At 31.3% G+C, this 21104-nt stretch carries 20 protein-coding genes and 1 tRNA gene; 5 read left to right on the plus strand and 16 right to left on the minus strand.

Going from position 1 to position 21104, the window contains the following annotated elements:
* Positions 1–3: 3 nt before the first annotated feature.
* From ABGB03_RS04175 to ABGB03_RS04250, 16 genes are all read right to left on the minus strand, one after another.
* Positions 4–2214 (minus strand): heavy metal translocating P-type ATPase, encoded by a 2211-nt coding sequence (locus ABGB03_RS04175; RefSeq protein WP_347925085.1) that lies wholly within the window; start codon positions 2212–2214, stop codon positions 4–6.
* Between the two features lie 104 nt (positions 2215–2318).
* Positions 2319–2885, minus strand: coding sequence for an AraC family transcriptional regulator (locus tag ABGB03_RS04180; protein ID WP_347925087.1), 567 nt, complete (start codon positions 2883–2885; stop codon positions 2319–2321).
* A 160-nt stretch (positions 2886–3045) separates the two neighbouring features.
* Positions 3046–4188, minus strand: coding sequence for a serine hydrolase (locus ABGB03_RS04185; RefSeq protein WP_347925088.1), 1143 nt, complete (start codon positions 4186–4188; stop codon positions 3046–3048).
* Positions 4189–4197: 9 nt separating this feature from the next.
* Positions 4198–5097, minus strand: a complete 900-nt coding sequence (locus tag ABGB03_RS04190) for a sterol desaturase family protein (RefSeq protein ID WP_347925090.1) — start codon at positions 5095–5097, stop codon at positions 4198–4200.
* Positions 5098–5146: 49 nt separating this feature from the next.
* The gene (locus ABGB03_RS04195) at positions 5147–5722 is read right to left on the minus strand and encodes a sigma-70 family RNA polymerase sigma factor (protein ID WP_347925091.1); all 576 of its coding nucleotides are present in this window, start codon (positions 5720–5722) and stop codon (positions 5147–5149) included.
* A gap of 223 nt (positions 5723–5945) precedes the next feature.
* Positions 5946–6491 (minus strand): GNAT family N-acetyltransferase, encoded by a 546-nt coding sequence (locus ABGB03_RS04200; protein ID WP_347925093.1) that lies wholly within the window; start codon positions 6489–6491, stop codon positions 5946–5948.
* 141 nt (positions 6492–6632) lie between these two features.
* Entirely contained in the window at positions 6633–7628 is a 996-nt protein-coding gene (locus tag ABGB03_RS04205; protein WP_347925095.1) for a hypothetical protein, read from the minus strand.
* 126 nt (positions 7629–7754) lie between these two features.
* On the minus strand, positions 7755–8501 hold the full coding sequence (locus ABGB03_RS04210) for a hypothetical protein (protein WP_347925097.1): 747 nt from the start codon (positions 8499–8501) through the stop codon (positions 7755–7757).
* Between the two features lie 388 nt (positions 8502–8889).
* Positions 8890–9402 (minus strand): hypothetical protein, encoded by a 513-nt coding sequence (locus ABGB03_RS04215; protein ID WP_347925099.1) that lies wholly within the window; start codon positions 9400–9402, stop codon positions 8890–8892.
* A 95-nt stretch (positions 9403–9497) separates the two neighbouring features.
* Entirely contained in the window at positions 9498–11618 is a 2121-nt protein-coding gene (gene scpA / locus ABGB03_RS04220; RefSeq protein WP_347926376.1) for a methylmalonyl-CoA mutase, read from the minus strand.
* Positions 11615–12220: a hypothetical protein gene (locus ABGB03_RS04225; protein WP_347925101.1), complete on the minus strand. Its 606-nt coding sequence runs from the start codon at positions 12218–12220 to the stop codon at positions 11615–11617. Before ABGB03_RS04225 ends, scpA begins: the two co-directional genes overlap by 4 nt.
* 4 nt (positions 12221–12224) lie before the next feature.
* Positions 12225–12860: a hypothetical protein gene (locus ABGB03_RS04230; protein ID WP_347925103.1), complete on the minus strand. Its 636-nt coding sequence runs from the start codon at positions 12858–12860 to the stop codon at positions 12225–12227.
* A 22-nt stretch (positions 12861–12882) separates the two neighbouring features.
* The gene (locus tag ABGB03_RS04235) at positions 12883–14256 is read right to left on the minus strand and encodes a methylmalonyl-CoA mutase subunit beta (protein ID WP_347925105.1); all 1374 of its coding nucleotides are present in this window, start codon (positions 14254–14256) and stop codon (positions 12883–12885) included.
* Positions 14249–14581 carry a septum formation initiator family protein gene (locus ABGB03_RS04240; protein ID WP_347925107.1) on the minus strand — a complete coding sequence of 111 codons (333 nt, stop codon included), beginning with the start codon at positions 14579–14581 and terminating at the stop codon, positions 14249–14251. The genes ABGB03_RS04235 and ABGB03_RS04240 overlap by 8 nt, the downstream gene beginning before the upstream one ends.
* On the minus strand, positions 14581–15186 hold the full coding sequence (gene udk / locus ABGB03_RS04245; RefSeq protein ID WP_347925109.1) for a uridine kinase: 606 nt from the start codon (positions 15184–15186) through the stop codon (positions 14581–14583). Before udk ends, ABGB03_RS04240 begins: the two co-directional genes overlap by 1 nt.
* 36 nt (positions 15187–15222) lie before the next feature.
* Entirely contained in the window at positions 15223–16350 is a 1128-nt protein-coding gene (locus tag ABGB03_RS04250; RefSeq protein ID WP_347925110.1) for a PQQ-dependent sugar dehydrogenase, read from the minus strand.
* Positions 16351–16442: 92 nt separating this feature from the next.
* Between ABGB03_RS04250 and ABGB03_RS04255 the strand changes: the two genes are divergently transcribed.
* The 5 genes from ABGB03_RS04255 to ABGB03_RS04275 all read left to right on the plus strand — a co-directional run bounded on the left by ABGB03_RS04255 (position 16443) and on the right by ABGB03_RS04275 (position 20944).
* A tRNA-Pro gene (locus tag ABGB03_RS04255) sits at positions 16443–16517 on the plus strand.
* A 526-nt stretch (positions 16518–17043) separates the two neighbouring features.
* Entirely contained in the window at positions 17044–18003 is a 960-nt protein-coding gene (locus ABGB03_RS04260; protein WP_347925112.1) for an AraC family transcriptional regulator, read from the plus strand.
* Between the two features lie 78 nt (positions 18004–18081).
* Entirely contained in the window at positions 18082–18942 is an 861-nt protein-coding gene (locus ABGB03_RS04265) for a hypothetical protein (RefSeq protein WP_347925113.1), read from the plus strand.
* The gene (locus ABGB03_RS04270) at positions 18932–19795 is read left to right on the plus strand and encodes a DUF5050 domain-containing protein (RefSeq protein ID WP_347925115.1); all 864 of its coding nucleotides are present in this window, start codon (positions 18932–18934) and stop codon (positions 19793–19795) included. Before ABGB03_RS04265 ends, ABGB03_RS04270 begins: the two co-directional genes overlap by 11 nt.
* Before the next feature lie 195 nt (positions 19796–19990).
* On the plus strand, positions 19991–20944 hold the full coding sequence (locus ABGB03_RS04275) for a hypothetical protein (protein ID WP_347925117.1): 954 nt from the start codon (positions 19991–19993) through the stop codon (positions 20942–20944).
* Positions 20945–21104 lie beyond the last annotated feature (160 nt).

Raw genomic sequence — 21104 nt, forward strand, 5'->3', positions numbered from 1 at the left:
TTTTTAATTAATTACACTATTTTTTAGTCGTAAGCTATTAGCTAGTACAGAGATTGAACTCATAGACATGGCTGCTCCTGCAATCATTGGGTTTAAAAGAAATCCGTTGAAAGGATAGAGGATACCTGCTGCAATAGGAATAGCTATTAGGTTATATATAAACGCCCAAAATAAGTTTTGTTTGATAGTTTGCATGGTTGCTTTTGACAATTGAACTGCTTTTACAATTTGTTTTAAATCAGATTGCATTAAGGTAATTCCGGCACTTTCCATAGCTATATCTGTTCCACTTCCCATGGCAATACCTACATCTGCTTGAGCTAGGGCATGAGCATCATTTATGCCGTCCCCTGCCATGGCAACCACTTTTCCTTGTTTTTGTAATTGTTCCACAAATTTCCCTTTTTCAGCAGGCATTACATTGGCTTGAAATTGTTTAATTCCAACTTGCTGTGCAATGGCTTTGGCCGTTTGCTCATTGTCTCCAGTTAGCATGTGGATATTGACTCCAATTTTTTGTAGTTTTTTAATGGCAGAAATAGTGGTTGCCTTTATTTTATCTGCTACAGCAATAATTCCTACCACAGTGTCTTGTTGACTAATATAAACCACTGTTTTTGCTTCTAATTTTAGGGCATTTGCTTTTTGATCTAATGCATGAGGAGTATTGATTTTATGTTGGAGCATTAAATTTTCATTGCCTATTCTATACATTGTATTTTCAAAAGTTGCCTCTGCCCCTAAGCCTGTTATGCTTTGAAATGCTTCAATCGTTACACCTGGAGTTTTTGACGCTTTAAGATGCTGAACAATGGCTTCTGCTATTGGATGTTCTGATTCTGACTCTATGGCTAACACTACTTTTTCTAGTGTATCTGAAATTATATTTTCATCCCAAATAATATTTGTTACTTGAGGCTTTCCTTCGGTTATTGTTCCTGTTTTGTCAAGAATTAAAGTGTCAATTTTATAAGCTGTTTCAAGAGATTGAGCATCTTTTATTAAGATTCCTTGTTCTGCTCCTTTTCCAATTCCCACCATTAGTGCAGTAGGAGTAGCCAATCCCAAAGCACAGGGGCAAGCAATTATTAATACGGTAATAGGTGTAAGCAATGCATAGGTTAAGGATGCTTCTGGAGCAAGAAAATACCATAGTGCAAATGTTAGTATAGCTAATCCAATCACAATAGGAACAAATATTCCGGCAACTTTATCTGCCATTTTTTGGATGGCTGGTTTGCTGGATTGTGCTTGCTCCACTAATTTAATGATTTGAGAAAGCAAGGTTTCGTTACCTACTTTAGTTGCAATTATTCGTAATGCTCCTTTTTGATTTATGGTACCTGCAAACACCTTACTTCCTTTTGTTTTTTCAAGAGGAATAGGTTCTCCGGAAATCATGCTTTCATCAATAAAAGAGGTTCCTTTCTTCACTTTGCCGTCAACAGGTACTTTGTCACCAGGTTTTAGAATAATGAGTTCCCCTTTAAGAATTTCATCATAGTTTATTATGCTCTCTTCTCCATTTCTAATCACCATTACTTTTTTGGGTGTTAAACCCATCAGTTTTTTAATGGCTGAAGATGTTTTACTTTTTGCTTTTTCCTCTAAAAAACGCCCTAATAGGATTAGGGTAATAATGATGACCGCTGATTCGTAATAAACATGAGGCATAAGCCCTTTGCTTAAAAAGTATTGGGGATTTACAGTATTGAATACACTAAATAGAAAAGCAATTCCTGTACTCAATGCTACGAGCGTATCCATATTGGCAGAAAAATGTTTTAGTTTTTTCCAGGCAATGGTATAAAATTCAGCCCCACTCCAGAATAGTACGGGGAGTGAGAGGGCCATCATAATCCAATTTTCATAGGGTATTTTCCCCATAAAGAACATAGCCATTACAAATATGGGGATAGAGAAAATGGCGGAAAAAACTAATTTGGATTTAAGTGAGGCTAATCTTTTTTCTTCTAATTCTTCAAATGCTTTTTGAGTGTCTTGGCTTGTTCCTAATATAAGTGTATAGCCTATTTCTTTAATTTTTTGTTGAATCGTTTCAAGAGCTATTTTGTTATCGTACTCTATAGTAACAGATTGATTTGGATAATTCACAGCTACTTCAAGAATGCCATCTTGTGGTTTTAGATATGATTCTATACTGACTGCGCATGCTGCACATGTCATTCCTGCTATTTTATATTGTTCTTTCATACTCCGTCTTTCTCGATAGAACAAAAGTATAGCTGTTACTTACAGAATCTATTACAGAATTATGACTATTAGTTATAGAATTTTGATCCGTCTAAATATTTATTTTAAAGTGAATCTAAATGTTGATGATTTGGGCCATTTAATTTTTTAAATTCAGAAGGAGACATACCTGTCTCTTTTTTGAACTGAGCAGAAAGGTGAGCTACACTGCTATAGCCCATCTGAAAGGCTATTTCCGAAAGGGTATATTCTTTATAGAAAAGAAATTCTTTTACGCGTTCAATTTTTTGTTTGAGAATAAATCGTTCAATCGTAATACCTTCTACTGATGAAAAGAGACGACTAAGTGAAGCGTATTCTTGATTCAGTTTTTCGGAAAGGAATACAGAAAAATTAGTGGTTAATTCTTCTTTTGAATGATGTATTTGTGTAACAACTGTGGTTTTAATTTGTTCAATAGTTTTTTGATTCTTATCTTGAAGTAATTCAAATCCTCTTTCTGTTAACTTCTCATTCAGTTTAGATTTTATTTTCTCGCTAATTTCTGAGGTACATTCTATTTTACCTAATTGAATATGTTTTAAAGGGATATTTAATTCTTCACAAATATCGTTAACCACGTCAATACAACGAGGACAAACCATGTTTTTTATGTAAATTTCTGAGTTCATTTTTATGCACAACGGTCTAGTATAAGAATAGTAGCGGATTTTAAGGTGTTTGCCTTTCAGTTTAGCACTAAACTTTGGACAAAGATACTCACTTTGAATTTAGCACTAAAACTGCTATTATTTTATAGCTTGTTATACACTGGCTGTTTCTATTAATTTACTATTGCAAGAATTCATTGCCTAAATTTTCACTTAACCTATCAAAAATAGACCACCATTCTACACCTCCGTGTTTTTCTCCTAATCGTACTATTATTAAATTTTTGGAAGGATTTACATAAATAAATTGACCTAAATGACCTTCTGCAATAAAAGAATCCTTATTAGGAATCCACCATTGATATTGGTAATAAGGTGCACTTCCTTTCAACGTTTCAATTTTTGTGGATTTCTCTACCCATTCTTTTGAAACTATCTGCTTGCCATTCCAATTGCCTTTATTTAAGTATAGTCTACCAATTTTAGCAAAATCGCGCGCTCGTGCATTAATACAACAATACGTTTTTTCTAACCCGTTTTTCTTTCTATCTAAACTCCAACTTGCCTCATATTCCATACCTAAAGGAATCCATAGTTTTTCCTCTAAATATTGAGTTACCGATTTTCCATTAATTACACGTTCTAATATTAAACCGAGTATTTGGGGACTTCCACTTGTGTATTCAAACTCTTGTTCAGGTTCTTTCTTCAATTTCAATTTAGGAATTGCTTTTCTAAGATTTGTACCATAATAATAACTAGATGCTTCACTAAAAGGACTTACATAACTTTTATTAAAATCTAATCCTGAGGTCATTTGCAATAAATGTTCGATAGTAACTTTGTCAAATCCGTTTACTTTTAATTCAGGAATATAATTTGTAATTGGTTCATTAACCGATTTTATTAAATCGTCATCTATTGCAATACCTATTAAAATGGAAACAACTGATTTTGCCATTGAAAAAGAAGACGAAACAGAGGTTTGTTTATAACCGTTAAAGTAGTTTTCGTATTTAATCGTGTCGTTTTGAATTATTAAAAAAGCGACTGTTTTACTTTCTTCTAAATAATTGTCAAAATCAAATTCTTCATTATGATCTAATTTGTTTTTGGCAATGAGTTTTTTTGGAACATTTCCATTTTTAGATTGCTCAAATGTAAATGGAACTGTGCTTTTATGGATTGTTCTTGACGGAAAAATTTTATGGTCTGTAATATTGGCATAATTGAACCAAACGTATCTTCCTACTTGACAAGAAGATAAAAGACTAAAGATGAAAACGGTAGTAATTATTATGGTCGTTATTTGATATTTTTTCATTTTATATATTTATTTACAACATTCCTTTGAAATTGTTATAGGGAATAATAATTGCTTAAAATATGCTGTGCTTTTTGGATAATTTGTTTTATGGTTTTCAATAACTCCAACTTCTTTAACTGCTCCTTTTCGGTTATAATATGTGCCAAATAGTAAGTCCCAAAATGGAAAAATATTACCAAAATTTTTTGCTTCTTCCATTTTTTTACTGTGATGAAAATGGTGAATTTGAGGTGTTACTATCAGGTAATCCCAAAAACTTTTTTTGGTTTGAATGTTTGCATGAGAGATGTAGGCAATCACTACGTGTGTTATACCTACTAAAAATATGATTTCTTTATTAAATCCTAAAAGTAGAAGAGGCGTCATTTTCAAAAAAGTATTTAAGAAAATATTGATTGGATGAATCCAATTTGTTTTAAACCAATTTAAACTTGTTGGTAAATGATGAATGGAATGTATTTTCCATAACAAAAGACTTAAATACGAGTTCGTATTTCCTTTATGGCTAACTCTATGATAAACGTATGGAAGAAATTCGCCTATTAAATTAGCAATAATGTATGTTGCCAAAAATGGTAAGGAATCCCAAAAATCAGATATTGTAAAGAATTTTTCTTGAAAATAAATAACCAATGATAAAGCAAGCATTTTTCCTAAAGCATCAAATACTGCTGTTGAAAAAATGAAATGTTTAATATCTGTCCAAAAAGTCTGTTTATTTGGTTTCCATTTTTTCTTTAACGGAATGATTCGTTCTAAAATTAGAATGTAAAAAAGGGTAAAGAGGAAAATGGAATAGGATACTATTTCAAAATTCCAATTATTTTGAAGTGTTAAATAACTAAATATACCTGTTAAAATTAATAATGCTGGTACAACTACTGAGGATGCAATTTTATGTTTCATTTGTTTACTTTCTCTTGTAGTCGCAAGGTGAAAGCAAAAAGATGCAGGATTATGGAATTAAATTTATTCTTTCCATTTCATTTTTTAATTCTTGAGGAAGTTCGCAGTTGTGTTTTAACTGAAAATCACAGACTTGACCTTTGTTATTGTAAAAAATATCAATACAATCACTTACTAATTCTTTTAGTTTTTTTCGTCCTCTTTGTATTCTTGATTTTGTTGCAGTTAGACTCAAATCAAGCATCTCAGCAATTTCTTGCTGTGGTTTTTGCTCAATATCACTTAAATAAAGAGGTCTACTATATTTTTCGGGTAGATAAGTTTGAATCACAAAACCTGATAAATCACAGACACAAGCACTTGAATTGGTGTTGATTTCAGATTGGGTTATTGATAATTCAGAATGTTTTTTGTTCTTTCTATAATAATCTGCAATTGTATTTCTAGTGACTTGAAAGAGCCAAGTTTTGTAGTTTTTAATCTCTATTTTTCGGTTTAGATTATTAAGTAGTTTTATGCTAACTTCTTGTAAAATATCTTCTCCAATATGTTCGTCATCAATTTTAGTTTTGATAAAATTTAGTAAATGACCTTTGTGCTTATTCCAGATTTCGTTAAATGTCATTGTCCTGTTTTTTGCTTGCAGCTAACGATCTGTGTATGAAACGTAGCGTGTAAAAAAACACTAACTTTTCGGATTAACACAGAGCCGAATTTTATATTTTGTTTTTAATTTTTCTCTTTTTAAAAGCCAAATTAAAAATTTGGCGGACTTTCTAAATATACACAACCCTTTCGATTAAGCACTTATTAGCTATGTTTTATACACCGTGTTGTGTTTTCGTTTTTCATTCAGACATATTGTAATTAATCACAATTTCGTTGTCTACAATATTTTTATTTTCTTTTAAAACTCTAAATCCTAATTTTTCAAAAAATGGTCTAGCAGTTTTACTGACGTCGGCACTCAGTTTTTTAGTTCCATATTCAATAGATTTTGTTTTAATGTTTTCATAAAGTCTACTTGCAATTCCTTTCCGAGTAAAGTCCTTATGTATATACATTAAATTCAAATAATTTTCATTTTTAAGAGAACTGAACCCTACAATCATTCCATCATTTTCCGCCACTATGAAAAATTCTTCTTTTAAAGATTTATTCCATTTTTCTGTTTTTTTCACAGCGTTACTCCATACTTTTCTTTGATTTAATGAATATTCATTTTGGCAAGTTTCCATGATTGTATCCGAGAATAGATTTTGAAGTTCAGCTAGGTCTTCAAGTTCAGCATTTCGAATTTTAATATTCATTATTTGATGACTTTTTAATGAAACACAACGGTCTTGTGTATGAAACGTAGCGTGCAAAAAGACACTAACTTTTCGGATTAACACAGAGCCGAATTTTTATATTTTGTTTTTAACTTTACATTTTTTAAAAGCCAAATTAAAAATTTGGCGGTCTTAGTAAATAAACACAAACCTTTTGGTTAAGCGCTTATTAGCTATGTTTTATACACCGTGTTACCCACCGTTTTATTTCAAATTGTCAACTATCCATTCCATTAATTCATTCGGTTCAGCAATTGACCAAGAGTGTGGATGTCTCATTCCGTTTAAGCGATACCCTTTTCCCAGTGCGTTAATAAATTCCGCATTTTCGTTACCCAAAATTCTTAATTCATTAATCATTGCTGTTTGGTCTAATGCATTGATGTCATAAAAATCAGTTTGCCTTTCTCTTAAATGCCAATCAATATCTGGGTCAGAGTAAATTCTAATAGGTGAGTCAATTAGAAATTTCGCATTTCCTCCGTTTTTTTCAGTTTTTGAATACATTGAATGTTGAATGTAAGTATTTGGTGCTTTTTCTGGTGAACCTCCGAATTGTTTATCCAGTTTGTCTAAATAATCAGTTGCCTCATTTACTGCTACTTCTGAAAAGCCTAACTCTTTAGTTCGTTGAAATGAATAGTAAATTCTTGTCCAGTCCAAAGGTGGGTCTATTCCATAAACGGCAATAGGGTGAATTGATGTTAAAGCAGGATTTTCTTTTGAGAGTTCTATATACCTAATCGCATTCATTCCTCCCAAAGAGAAACCTCCGATTATTATTTTGTCATTCGGTGCTTTATATTTAGATATAGCTTTTTTGAAAGTAGTATTCAAAAAGGTCATTGTAATCTTATCAAGATAAAGATTGTAATTAATTGATGGTATTATTACTAAAATTCCCTTTTCAAATGCAATTTCAGATAGTTTAATATTGTTATTGATTACATCTTCTGTACTTTGTGCAGTTGGCGGTAATAGAATTAGAGTTCCCTCAATTTTACCTTTAGGTTTTATTGCATAATAAAAAAGTTCATTAGAAGTTCCATCATTTATGTATAGATAAGTTTTATCAACAATATCAATTGTATTTTTTTCAAGATTTTTTGAAACAGCTTCGTTTAGTTTTATTTCAGATGTTGTCTGTCCGAAAACTGAAACAGAAATTAATAAAATCAAAATGTTTGTTAGTATTTTCATCTTTTCTCAAATGGTGGGTAACGTTGTTGTGTATGGTTAGTTGCGTGGTTAAGCAACTAATTTAGCAAATAAATCACAGATAGAATATTCCGCAGGAATGTTCGTAAGTCGGCAGTGACCAAGCAATTAATTATACACGGTGTTGGCAGTAGTATTTTGTTCAGTTTGTAATTTAAAATCGATAAATGAAATCAAATTCCACAATCCTTCTGGTGGTCGCATAGTAGATTCAATGATTTTTACGTACTTATTCGTTATTATATTAAATTCATAATCAGCTCCATCAGAAATATAGAATTCATATTTGTCTTTATATTCATCGAATTTTAAAATTTCTAAATAGGTTTCTATTTGATGAAATGTTGAATCAGAAAAGATTGCAGTTTCTAATTTCCCTTCATTTCTTTCTTTTCTGTAAGTGATTTTTTTGTCATTGGTTATAGTGATTTCTCTAAAACCAGAATAATAAAAATTTGGTGTTACTTTTAGGTGTAATTTTTGAAGTTTTAAATCAGATGTTTTAATTGAGTCAGCTTTTATTAAAGTCAGATTGTCATTATATTCGTCTAAAGGTCTAAATACTAATTTTCCATTTAGTTTACTTTCCAGATAATACTTTTCAATATCATCATTCCCGTAGTCAAATTCTAATTCGATTTCATTATTAAATTTCAATTTTCCAATTGGGTCAAGAAACAAATTTTCTTGATATAAAAGTCTTTTTGAAATAGTGGAATCCTTAAAATGAAATTCGTTACAAAGTGAATCAATCCATACAGTATTTTTCAAACTATTAAATGTTTTCAATTCATCCGACTTTCCATTACAATTTGAAAATAGAATACAAATAAATAAAACAACAATTATTCTCATAGATTGGGTTTTCGATATTACTGCCAACGTCCACTGTGTATGGCGTAGTGAGGCGCGCCTCACGGAGAGCCATAATTGCGCCTCATTCGCTATACACGCTGATGTGTGTAGTTTCGTGAGGAGTTCTCGTAGACTCGAATAAATATACAATTAATTTGGCGAGGTGCAATTAACAGTGGACGATGGTATGTAATTAGTAGAAAGGAAGCGTTTGCAAAACGCGATTCTACGTGCCGCAGGCAATTACATACCATCGGTCTTGTGTATGGTTAGTTGCGTGGTTAAGCAACTAATTTAGCAAACATTCACGAACCAGAGGAAATTCCGAAGGAATTTCCACGTAAACCTGAACCAAGCAATTAATTATAAACGTTGTTGTACGTAGGCTTTATTTTAATTTTATTCCTTTTTGTTTTATGAAATCTTCCATGTCAGATTTCCAACTTTTATCTCCTTTCCAAAATTTTTGACTGATTGGATGCTCATAATCCATTTCAGGTCCATAAATCACAGCTATTAGACTACTTTCATATTCAATCTCTTTTTTCAATTCATTATACCAACTAAAATCTCCGAGCATAATCGATTCCATTTCATTGTTTAGTAATTCACAGTAGAATTTTAATTCAGCTTTCGGATAATCTTTTGAATCATTCTTTTTTTGACTGATAGGAAATAAAAACTCATAAACTTGCCACAAAGCAAATTTAAAATCGTCACCTATCTTTTTAATTTCACAAAACAAATCTCCTCTATCAAATTCAAATTGAAGAACTACTTTTTTTCCTGTAAGTTGAACAAAATAATCTCCTTTAAATGTTTTAGACAAGTTGTGTTTTTCAATTAAAGGTGAAAATGAATCAAAAACATCTTTAGGAAATTCTTTATAACTAAAACTCATAGTTTGTTCAGCTTACGTACAACTGGTTATATGTGGATTAATATACTCATTATACCTTTTTATTTCCCGGATAATAGGAATGTTAATTCATTTTATCAATCAATCAAAATCTCTAAAATTTTAATAGCAGCTTCACTAATTTTTGTTCCTGGACCAAACACTGCTACTGCTCCAGCATCAAATAAGTATTGATAATCTTGCTTTGGTATGACACCACCAACAATCACCATAATATCTTCACGACCATACCCTTTTAAAGCTTCGATAACTTTAGGTACTAAGGTTTTATGTCCAGCAGCTAAAGAAGATACACCTAAAATATGTACATCGTTTTCAACAGCTTGTTTTGCTGCTTCTTCGGGAGTTTGGAATAGGGGTCCAATATCTACATCAAAACCAACATCAGCATATGCAGTTGCTACTACTTTTGCTCCACGATCGTGACCATCTTGTCCCATTTTGGCAATCATAATACGAGGTCTACGACCGTCTTGCTCAGCAAATTTATCTGCTAATTCTTGAGCTTTTTTAAAGGATTTATCGTCTTTTATTTCTTTACTGTACACACCTGAAAATGATTTTATTTGTGCTTTATATCTTCCAAAAACAGCTTCGAGGGCATCACTAATTTCACCTAGCGTAGCTCTTTCTCTTGCTGCATTTACAGCTAAAGCTAATAAATTTTCTTTTCCTGAACGTGCTGCATCACTTAATTTAGATAATGTTTGTTTTACAGCGTCGTTATTTCGAGAGATTTTTAACTGTTTTAATTGTTCAATTTGTGCATTTCTTACAGTTTGATTATCAACTTCTAGAGTAGCAATAGCATCTTCTTGGTCTAGTCTGTATTTATTCACGCCTACAATAATATCTTGACTAGAATCAATACGTGCTTGTTTACGTGCAGCAGCTTCTTCAATTCTAATTTTTGGTATGCCAGCCTCAATAGCTTTGGTCATTCCACCAAGTTCTTCCACTTCTTCAATTAGAGACCACGCTTTTTGTGTAATATCATGTGTTAGCTTTTCTACATAATAACTTCCAGCCCACGGATCGACTGTTTTTGCGATATTTGTTTCTTCTTGAAGATATATTTGAGTGTTTCGAGCTATTCTTGCCGAAAAATCTGTTGGTAAAGCAATAGCTTCATCTAATGCATTGGTATGCAAACTTTGTGTGCCTCCAAAAGCGGCTGCAGCTGCTTCAATACAGGTTCTAGCAACATTATTAAATGGGTCTTGTTCGGTTAAACTCCAACCACTAGTTTGACAATGTGTTCGTAATGCTAAAGATTTTTGATTTTTAGGATTGAATTGCTTGACCAATTTCGCCCACAGCATACGAGCTGCTCTCATTTTAGCAATTTCCATAAAATGATTCATGCCAATTGCCCAGAAAAATGACAATCTAGGAGCAAAGGTGTCGATATCCATTCCTGCCTCCAGCCCTTTTCTAATATATTCTAAACCATCAGCCAAAGTGTAAGCCAATTCAATATCACAAGTTGCCCCAGCTTCTTGCATATGATAACCAGAAATACTAATGCTGTTAAATTTTGGCATGTTCTTACTTGAATATTCAAAAATATCTGAAATGATTTTCATCGATGGTGTAGGAGGATAGATATATGTATTACGTACCATAAACTCCTTAAGAATATCATTTTGAATGGTTCCAGCTAGCTGCTCAGGTTTTACACCTTGTTCTTCGGCTGCAACGATATAAAATGCCATAATTGGTAACACTGCACCATTCATGGTCATGGACACAGACATTTTATCAAGCGGAATTTGATCGAATAATACTTTCATATCTTCAACAGAATCTATAGCAACCCCAGCTTTTCCAACATCTCCAACGACGCGCTCATGGTCGCTATCGTAACCACGATGTGTTGCTAAATCGAACGCTACGGAGAGTCCTTTTTGTCCAGCAGCCAAATTACGTCTATAAAAAGCATTGCTTTCTTCGGCTGTTGAGAATCCTGCATATTGTCTAATAGTCCAAGGTCGTCTAACATACATTGTACTGTATGGTCCACGAAGATTTGGTGCAATTCCTGCTACAAAATTTATATGTTCAACATTGTTTAAGTCTTCTTTTGTGTATGTAGACTTAATTGAAATTTCCTCAGCAGTTAAATGGCTTTCTACATTTTTGCTTTTGCCTTTTACTTTAGACTTAAGACTAATATGTTGTACATTTTTTCTCATTATCGAATAATTAATTTTTCTAAGTAATGATCATAGTTAAGCGGATAATTTGTAAAAACCCTAACCATGTATGTTTTAGAATTAGAAGTAATAGCATAATAACAATTATACGCTTTATGACTTTTATAATCAATTTCAAAGACAGCTTTAAAAACTTTAGTTTTAGAATTACCGGAATAACCAGCATCTCTTTTTTCGCATGTTGCACCACTAGAACTTGCAAATTCTTGACATGAATTAGATAGCATTGTAAGAAGCATACCAGATTCTTTTTTAGTAAAAGGAAAGTAATCCATTTCTTTGACTAAAATTTCGGATGTGCTGTTTTCTTCTTTTATAAAATAAATATCCCCTTTTGAGAACTTTAATTGATTAAATTTTAATAGTTGATTTTTTCTTGTTAAAGAATCTTCAATTTTTAAAATTTCATTTTTATACTCATCTAAAGTAAATTTAGTAAATGATTTAGGAACAAATATTTTAAGAAACTCACCATCTAATTTTATGTGCTTTCCATCAACAATTGCTTTATTGCTTTTTACAGTTTTCGTTTCTTGACAAGAAAAGAGTGAAATAATCAATATGAGTAAAAATCTAAATTTCATAAAATTATTTCAGCAGCATTTTTTCAATATATGGATCAAAATTTATATCATCTAATGTTGATAATTGTATAAAAACTGTTTTTCCTTTAGAGGATATAATATAGGACGTATTGTAGACATCGTTTTTCATGCTCTTGCCACTAACCTTGTAAACCGTTTTAAATAATTGCTGGTTTATATCGCCACCATACTTGGCTGTCATTTTTGTAAATACTGCATCGCTATTTTCTTTTACTTTATCGTTACTGGAAGTTATTAAACCTAGCAATTGGGGTGCGTCATCTTTTGTAAAAGCAAAATAAGGCCTAGTATTTATAGTATATGTTGCTCCATTGTCTTTATTGTAATAGATATACAAAGAACCATCCATTTTACCCAAAGCGTCTAATCTTTCGGTTTCTATTTTATATTCTTTTTTTGTGGTTAACGAATCTAATAAGCGCTGATATTTTGTTAAAGAATACCTTTCGAAAGCTTCTGGTAAATAAATTTGAGTTCCAGTATCTTCTAGAAAATGATATTTCCCTAATAGGTTTTTCGATAGTTCACTTTGCTTATTTGCTGTTGAGTTACTACTATCTTTGCACGATAGAGTGAAAAGTAAGATTAGTAGTATGTAATAGTTAAATTTGAAACTCATAATATGTAATAGTAGGTTGTTATTATTTTTCATCATTTAAACGTTCTTGTTCATTTTTTTCGGATAATCGATGTGGTATTATTGGTTCTATAAGGGTTTTTCTTTTGTTCTTTTTAAGAAATGGAAAACGTTCTAAATCATGTTTCATACTATCGTTTTTATTTTTATGCTTATTGGTTCCTAATAGCACAATGTCTTCTTTATTAAATAATTCCTGCTCTTTTGAGGCACTTTCTTTAATTTTCCTTTGAATAACACCTTCCTTAAGCTGCTTTAAATAGCCACCATTACTCTCAATATTTTTGAAGACACTTAAGGCTTTATCCGCTAATTGATGTGTTAAAGACTCAATATAATAGGCACCTTCAGTTGGATTGTTAACCATGTTAAAATAGCTTTCATGTTTTAGTATTAGTAACTGATTACGCGCAATTCGCTCTCCAAATTCATTCTCTTTATGATATATTGTATCATACCTAAGATTATCAATATAATCAGAGCCTCCTAAACTTGCACTCATGCATTCCGTTGTGGTACGAAGTAAATTGGTGTTGTAATCGTATATGGTTTTGTTTCGTTTGCTTGGAGTTGTAATAATTAGGCAATCGAAAGGGGTTTTATAATATTCTGAGGCTAACGAGTGCCATAATAATCGTAAAGCCTTCAGTTTGGCAATCTCAAAAAAGTAATTAGAGCCAACTGAAACTTTAAACAATATCTTGTTTTTAATCGCTTCTCCAAAATGGTTTAGGTATTCATTTACATGAGCTAAGGCATACGCTAATTGTTGCGTAATATTTGCACCTGAATTTTGGTATAATGATGTATCTATTGAAATTGATGACTTTAAAAAGGAGTACCTATAGATGATATCTTCTAAAATTTTATGATCTTCTTTTAGGCTATAAAACCAATTGCCGCTTTTTGCCAGATGACCTAAAATATCTACTTGAAGATAGAAAATGGCATTTTCTTTTTCTGCAATATTATTTAATTCTGATATATAAACAGAAGAAAGAAAGTCCAATTCAAAAAAGACAGGAATGTTTTTTAAGCCTATGTTTTTTAGTAGTTCTGATGCGTTTATTTCTTCATTTTTTATAATAAAACGCAAGCTTTCGGCACCTCTATTTAAAACATCATGAGCTTTTAAGTTAGCTTCTTTTGAGTTTTTAACATCGATAGATTGGCATATTTTCCAGTCTTTGTTTGTATTTACAGTAAAAGTAGTTTTCTCTATATCCTCAGCGCTATAGAAAGGTTTTACATCGATGCCTTCTATAGAGTTCCAAATGAGAGTTTTATTGTAATCTGCACCTTTTAAATCCAGCTGAATTTTTTGTTTCCAAGCTTTAGCTGAAACTGGGTCAAACTCGTTGAATAATTGTTTAGTCATTCTTATTATTTTTAAGACTGTCTTCGTATTCAATTAAATAAATTTCTTCATCCTTTTTTTTCATATGATACTTTTCTCTACCATATTTTTCGATACCTTTATCACTACTAAGTTTTTTTACTTCTTTTTTATCTTTTTCAATTTCTTTCTTGTAGAATTCTTTTTCATTCTCAAGAGCCTTGATATCGTTATTTAATTCGTTGTGAATAAACCAAGAGTTAGTATCAAAAAAAAGCATCCAAATAGCAAATATTAAAGAAATGACAAAGACAACATTTTTAAATGGTTTAAGAAAGCGCTTATTTTTTTTTATAAAATTTACCATTACAATCTTTCATTAATAATTGTTCTTACTATGTCAACTGCAACGGTGTTGTACTTATTGTTTGGTATAATAATATCGGCATACTCTTTCATAGGTTCAATAAACTGTTCGTGCATTGGTTTTAAGGTAGTTTGGTAACGAGATAATACCTCATCTAGATCTCTTCCTCTTTCTGAAATGTCACGTTTTAAACGTCTTATAAGGCGTTCGTCACTATCGGCGTGTACAAATATTTTAATATCAAACATATCACGAAGTTCAGGGTTAGTAAGTATTAAAATACCTTCTACAATCATCACTTTTCTTGGATGTGTTAGTATGGTATCGCCAGTTCTATTATGCTGAACAAAAGAATATACAGGTTGATTAATTGGCTTTTGATTTTTTAATTCTTTTAAATGATTTGCTAACAAACCAAAATCTATAGATCTTGGATGATCAAAATTTATTTTTACACGCTCTTCATAACTTAGATGCGTAGTATCTTGGTAATAGGAATCTTGAGAAATTACACCAACTTCTCCTTCAGGTAATTCGTTAAGTATTTGGTTAACAACTGTTGTTTTTCCGCAACCTGTACCTCCAGCAATTCCAATTATTAGCATGAATAGTTTGTTTGATTAATCAGAGCAAATTTAAGGTTATTTCTTCGAAATTATTTTAACAATACCAACATTTTCTACTCCAACATAAATATAGCCATCTGGACCTTGTTCTATGCTTCTTACACGTCCTAAACCTTCAATAAGCTTCTTTTCTTTAACAATTTTATTACCATCTAAAATACACAAGTCTAAATATTGAAACTTGAGCGACCCAACCAATAAGTTTCCTTTAAATTCTGGATAAATATTGCTTGTAACAAATGCCATTCCACTCGGTGCAATAGATGGTGTCCATTGGTGTATAGGTTGTTCCATTTCTGCTTTTTCGGTAATTTCGGTAAATTTTGTACCGCTGTAATTAATACCATAGCTTATTACTGGCCAACCATAATTATTACCTGGAGCGATAATGTTTATTTCATCGCCTCCTCTAGGTCCATGTTCATGTGCCCAAAGTTTTCCAGTTTCTGGATGCTTTACCATACCTTGAGGATTTCTGTGTCCATAAGAATAAATGGCTTTTTTTGCATTCCTATCTTTAACAAATGGATTATCGACAGGAATACGACCATCATCATGTAGCCTGTAAATTTTGCCGCCATCTCTTTCTATGTTTTGTGGGTTAATATCTCTATTACCACGATCTCCAATTGAGAAATATAAATATCCATCATTATCAAAAGCTAATCTTGACCCAAAATGTTGCCCACGTCTACTATCTGGTTGCGCTTTATACAGCACTTTCTTATCAATTAAGGTATTATTTTCTAATTTACACCTCATAATTGTTGTATTTGCACCGTTTCCATCATTAGAAGATGCATAAGACAAATAAATCCAGCCATTATCTTTATAATTTGGGTGCAATTCTATATCCATTAAACCTCCTTGACCCTGTACTTTAATTTCTGGTAAACCACTAACAGATGTTTTTTTATTGCTTTTAAAATGAATTAATTCACCACTTTTTTCGGTAATTAACATGGAACCGTCTGGAAGAAAAATAAATCCCCATGGAATATTTATGTTTGGTACAACTACTTCATGTGAATAGTCTGCTATTACCGAACTATTTATAGATATAGCATCATTTGTTTTATTTTCTTTGCAAGAAAAAAGACTAATTATTAGTAGTAGAGAGAAAGATAAATTATATGGTTTCATGGTATTATTATTTTGACTTGAAAATACAAATAAAAAATTATTTGTTCTTAAAAGAAAACTATATATTTGCACCTCTAATTTTAATAACCTTTCGGGGTGTAGCGTAGCCCGGTTATCGCGCCACGTTTGGGACGTGGAGGCCGCAGGTTCGAATCCTGCCACCCCGACGAACCTAGTAACAACTAGAATTAAAACACTGTTGATCGTATGATTTTCAGTGTTTTTTGGTTTAATGAAACAATCATCAGTAGAAAAGAAAATTGTTGGGGGAATGCAGCAGCAGGATCATTTTTTAAATCTTTAAATGTAGAATGGGTATACACCTTTAAAAATCAAACGATATCCGAAGCAACGTTATCTTCATTTAAACGGGTAGAAATTTGGTACAATAAGAGAGAATGCACGCTACTTTAGGGATAAAATCTATAGAAGAATTTGAAATAGAAATGAACAATCAAAAATTAATAGCATAAACTCTCTTCTTTTTTCTAGTTTTTTCATTCAAGTTCATATATTAGTACACATTATTTAGTTGAAATTGAATAAATGACATTTTATAGTATTATTGCGTTAATGGCCCTTGGACAATTACTGATTCTATCGGTAAATTCAATAAAACACCTTAAACAAAAAATCATCTCAAGATTTTTTCTGTTACTACTTCTTTGTTTAGGTTTTATTATAATACATGAATTGATTATTCATACTAGATATATTCTAAAAGCACCTCATTTTACCTTTACTGGAGAAGCATTAACGTTGGCTATTTGGCCTCTTCTTTATCTTATTTCTAAAAAAATCCTTAACGAAAAAGTAAACACATATGACGTACTGCATTTTCTTCCATTTATGCTATACACAATTTACAGATTTAACGATTACAGCATGTCTGGGAATGACAAATACAATTTACTCATAGACTTTTATGCACAACTGGATTCAGGAGCACTATCAATTAGAGATTTTAAATTGAATTTTTTTTTCAATGATTTTGTTCTATACAGATTGCAGCCACTAATTTATATTATCATCTTATTGCGAAAAATTGGAAATTATTTGTCTACTTCAGAAGGTCAAGAAAATGGTCTCAGTAAAAAATGGTTAAGAATATTAATTTATGGTTTTCTTATACTTTGGGTTATTAAATACCTGCTATTTTTATTAGGGTATTTTGTTATTCCTATTTCTATTAAAAATCCTGTTCCCATTTTATTTATAGCTGGTGAAGTGTTTTTAATATCACAATTAGCTTTAACAAACACAGAAGGAATACCAAAAGCTTATGTAAAAAAGAAAAAAGACTCTAAAGAATTATATAAAATTGCTAAAGAAGCTAAAGATTACATTATTAGCCAAAAAGTCTTTTTGGATCCTGATTTAAATCTTCAATCACTTTCCAAATCTATTAATACAAATTCCAACTATCTATCAAAAGCAATTCATCTTTCTTACAAAATAAACTTTAGTGATTTTATCAATCAATTTAGAATTGAATATGCAAAACAACTTATACAAAATAAGAAATATGAAATGTATACTCTAGAAGCGATTGCTAAAGAAAGTGGATTTAAATCTATATCAACCTTTAATAGATCTTTTCAAAAAGTTGAAAAAATGACTCCATCTAACTATAAACAATTGTTCAATTCATGAAATGAATGATTGTTTATAAATTTCTTAACTTTTTCATAGGGCATTATGATTTAGGTTTGTCTTAACAAATTTTAAATCATGAAAAAAATACATTTTACAACATTCTTAGTATTAAGTACAACCCTTGTATTTGCCCAAAAAGATTTCTCGCCAAGGTTTTCAAATAAGGGAGATAAGATAGCATTCTATTCGTATAGAAATAATGGTGAGCCAGAGATTTTTGTGATCAATGCCGATGGAAAAAATCTAAAGCAGATTACTCCTTCTGATGGTAAATGGGCTATAGAACCCAGATGGTCTCCAGACGATGAATCAATAGGTTTTTCTATGGGAGAGAATATGGGGAGTTTAAAAGTTAATACGTTCAACATTAAGAATAAAGAAACAATGATGCTTCCTTTAAAGAAAGAAATGACAGGAACTCAGTTTATAAGTAGTTGGACCCAACAAGGATTGGAATTTGCCTTAAAAGATAAAGACGGATTAAAATATTACAATTATAATTTTGCTCATAACAATACAGCACCCATAAAAATTCAAGGTTTTGAAAAGTACTCATTGGTAACAAGTAATAACAACGACTATCGCATACTTTCAGTTGAGGATGAGTCTAAAAAAGGGGCATGGTTATTGGGTATGGATGGCACCACAAAAAAACTTACTAATTTGGTGGCAAGAAACATTGTTTTTTCTAAGAAAAATAAGATGATATTTTTTGAGGCGACTCAGAATGGAAATATTGATATTTATTCTGTAAGATTAAGTGGGAAAAACCTGAAAAGGATAACCACCCATGAAAGTAGCGACTACATGCCAAGTATTGATCCAACAGGAAAATTTTTAGTATTTTCTTCTGGAAGATCGGAGAAATCTTTTTTTCTCTATAAAAAGAATTTAAAAACAGGACAAATAACTCAAATAACAGGAAATGAAAAATAAAACGATTTTGTTTTTGCTTTATACTTTCTGTTCAATTTCTTCTTTTTCACAGAGTTACGAAATGCTCATTACCAAGCAACAAAACAATAATGATAATATTTATCTTATCAATGAAGAAGGCCTGTCTAAAATCATAACAAAACACAAAAGAAAAGATAGCAGTCCAGTTATGTCTCCAAATGGAGAGTATATTGTATTTACCTCAGAAAGGGTTGGATGGTGGAAAATTTGGTTATTAAATCTTAAAACAAATACTTATAAACAGCTGACTGACTCTAAAAATGCTGAATATTTCCCTTCATGGTCTCCAAATAGTAAAGAGATACTTTTTATTTCCTCTAGAAACGGCAGTTCTCAAATATTTAAAATGGATGCGAATGGAAAAAGTCAGCAAAATTTAACAGATGATAATAAAGCATACGCAACTCCGTCTTGGGGCAAGGATAACAAAATCTACTACTCCATAAAAATGAATGGCGCATATCAAATAGCGAGAATGAATCCTGATGGTACAAAAAAGGAAGTTCTTACCAACAGCAATGGCAACAAATTAATGCCTCAGCTGTCTAATGACAAAACACAATTGCTCTATTATGGTGATGCTTCTGGAAATCTGGAAATTTATGTATTGAACTTAAAGCAAAACAAAACCACCCAATTAACGAATCATCCTTTAATGGATATGAGAGCTCGATGGTCTTATGATGATAAAAAAATCATATTTGAACGCGGTAATAAAGGAAGTAACCATCATATATATATTATGGATAGCAATGGAAGCAATGTAAAAAAGTTAACCAATAATGGGTATAATTATGCAGCTTCATTTACTACAACATCTCTAAAAATGTAATAAAGGTTTTGGGATTAAACCTATTGGAGAATTTTATCTTATAAATGGAATTGAATATGGAAAATGTTAAAATAATACTATTACCTACAAAATATAATCGTAATTCGGAGGACGAGGCCAGATTCGAACCTACCTAAACACATTAGGATTTGTAATTAATTTAAAAATGAACACTACTATAACATGTAAAATAAAATGAAAAGAATTCAAAACATTATACCAGTCTACTTAATCACTCTTATGGCTCTATCAGGTTGTCAAAAAAAACATAAAAAAAGCTCAGCACAAGAAGTTAAAATGAACCAGGATTCATTAGTTTACGATACTGGTCCAAGATGGTCCAAAGTAAGTAATAGAATTTTGTTCTACACCTACAGACATGATTCAGAAGGTGCCGAACTTTACACTATTTATCCTGATAAAACTGGTTTAACCAGAATAACAAATACATATCATAACGAATGGTGGAGTGATTTTTCTCCTAAAGACAGTACAATTTTCATTAGCTCAGACTATGGAAAATCAAAACGATTTGGTGGATCTGAAATTTTTGCTTTAGACAAAAATGATTCCTTGATTAGAATTACTTATGATTCAGATTCAACTTCATTTAATATAAGCCCACGGGTTTCAAGAGATGGTAAACAGTTATTATACTGCTCCAATTGTCTGGGTAATGATGTAAACAGTGAAGTGATTTTAATACAAGTAGATGGAACAAACCCAGTAAATCTTACAAATCATCCATCAAAAGATAGATATGGAAGTTGGTCACCAGATGGTAAAAAAGTTTTATTTGAAAGTAATCGAACTGGTAATTTTGAATTATTTGTGCTGGATTTAGAAACTACAGAATTGATACAATTAACAGACAATAAACATTTAGATATTCATGGAGATTGGTCTATAAATAATGAGATAGTGTTCATATCAAATAGGGATGGTGACTATGAATTGTTCACGATGAAATTCGATGGATCTAATCAACGACAGATTACATTCAATAACAATAAAGACGTATTACCAAGTTGGTCTCCCGACGGAACTCAAATTGCATTTTCCTCCTACCGATATGGCAAGAAAGATAAAGGAGATATATTCCTAATAGACCGTGATGGTAGAAATGAAATAAAAATTACAGAAAAATAGCCCTAACCATAAAGTGTTTGGTAACAGACATTATCATCTGTAAATTAACTAAGCTGGTTGTATAGCTAGCGTCATAAGATACTTTTATTAAAGTTTAAAAAGTCTAGCTTACGAATAGGTTGTTCGAGTTAGCAAACATTATAAAAACTAAATCAATTAA

The sequence above is a fragment of the Pontimicrobium sp. SW4 genome (assembly GCF_039954625.1).
In the GTDB taxonomy this organism is placed as follows: Bacteria; Bacteroidota; Bacteroidia; order Flavobacteriales; family Flavobacteriaceae; genus Pontimicrobium.